General features: G+C 51.8%; 1 protein-coding gene. It reads right to left on the bottom strand.

Annotated features, from left to right (window positions below; all coding sequences use genetic code 11):
* Positions 1 to 131: 131 nt before the first annotated feature.
* Positions 132 to 1,157 carry an ABC transporter permease gene (locus ACN4EG_RS27740; RefSeq protein ID WP_431633521.1) on the bottom strand — a complete coding sequence of 342 codons (1,026 nt, stop codon included), beginning with the start codon at positions 1,155 to 1,157 and terminating at the stop codon, positions 132 to 134.
* Positions 1,158 to 1,404 lie beyond the last annotated feature (247 nt).

Genomic DNA, 1,404 nt, shown 5'->3' with positions numbered 1-1,404 from the left:
TTGGCCCTAGTGCAAAGTAGTGGCGACCCTGGCTAGCCCGCGATTTTCTCAATCCAGGGGGGATCGGTCTACCACTACTCTTAAGATACAAGGGGGGATCGGATCTGTTGCATTGATTAATCAATTTGGTATTAGTAGCGAATTCTTGGATCGATATAGGCGTTGATAATATCAATGGCAATACTGGCGATCGCGACAATGGCCGCAAAAAACACGACAATCCCCTGCACCACCGCATAATCCCGTTGAGCGATCGCACGGTACAGACGATTGGCTAAACCGGGCCAAGAAAAAGTCACTTCCGTTAAAATTGCCCCACCCAGCATTGCCGCTAGCGTTAACCCCAAAATCGTCACGACGGGAATTAGTGTATTGCGAAAAGCATGGTTCCAGAGGATTCGCCGTTCTGGAATACCCCTAGCCCGCGCCGCTTCCACATAATCTGCTTGCAAAGTTTGCTTTAAATTGACCCGGACAATCCGCTCAAAAATTCCACTGATCAATATTCCTAAGGACAATGCAGGCAAAGCCAGATAATACAGTGCTGTGAAAAATTGCTGAAAATTGCCACTGAGTAAGCTATCGATCGTATAGAGTCCTGTGATTCCCGTTGGCGTTGGCATTGTTGTTGGAAAGCGCGTGCCGAGGGGGAATAGCCCCAGTCCCACGGAAAAAATTAACTGCAACAACATGCCAAACCAAAACAGTGGAATCGCATAGGTAATAATGCCAAACAGCCGACCACTGGTATCCCAGCCGCTGTTGGGTTTGGAGGCCGACAACGCCCCGATCGCGACACCCACCATTAACGCGATCGCCAAACTCCCGATCGCCAATTCCGCCGTTGCCGGGAAATGCTGCTGAATCACGTCCCAAACCACAGTGCCCTTACCACTACAGGATTTACCCAAATCCAACCGCAGCAAAGACCCCAGGTAATCACCATACTGCCCAATCAGCGATTTATCTAACCCACATTGCGCCCGCAGAGCTGCCTTAGCCGCAGGAGAGGCCTTAGGCCCCAGCAGCGCATCCGCCGGATCCCCCGGCGTTGCCCGCAGCAGCAGAAACACCAAGGTGGTGATCAGCCACAGCATCAACGGAGCCATCAATAACCGGGTCGCAATGTAGAACTTGAGTGAGTTCGATCGAGCCATAGGGCGTCTCTAACTGGATGATGAACGAACCAGGAAAAATCCTTGGGCTAACTATACACCCCGCCGCTAAGGATTACACCTCGCCGCCAACGATTTCAACACTCAGCGATCCGTCGATCGGGAGCCTTGCGGCGTGTATTAAGATAGGTCGTAGGACGGGTTAAATGAGACATAACGCGATCGCCCTTGCCAACGATCCCCCCTACCCCCCTACCCCTTTCTCTTTTACACTTTTGACGTTGCCGAC

Origin of the sequence: Alkalinema pantanalense CENA528, from assembly GCF_050753345.1 — a bacterium.
Lineage (GTDB): Bacteria > Cyanobacteriota > Cyanobacteriia > Leptolyngbyales > Leptolyngbyaceae > Alkalinema > Alkalinema pantanalense.
The sequence above is the reverse complement of the archived record's forward strand: the minus strand, read 5'-3'. Positions and strand labels throughout refer to the sequence as shown.

What these genes read in the sequence shown, in the direction of transcription:
- ACN4EG_RS27740 (WP_431633521.1), bottom strand. Translation starts at nt 1,157, where the DNA reads ATGGCTCGATCGAACTCACTCAAGTTCTACATTGCGACCCGGTTATTG.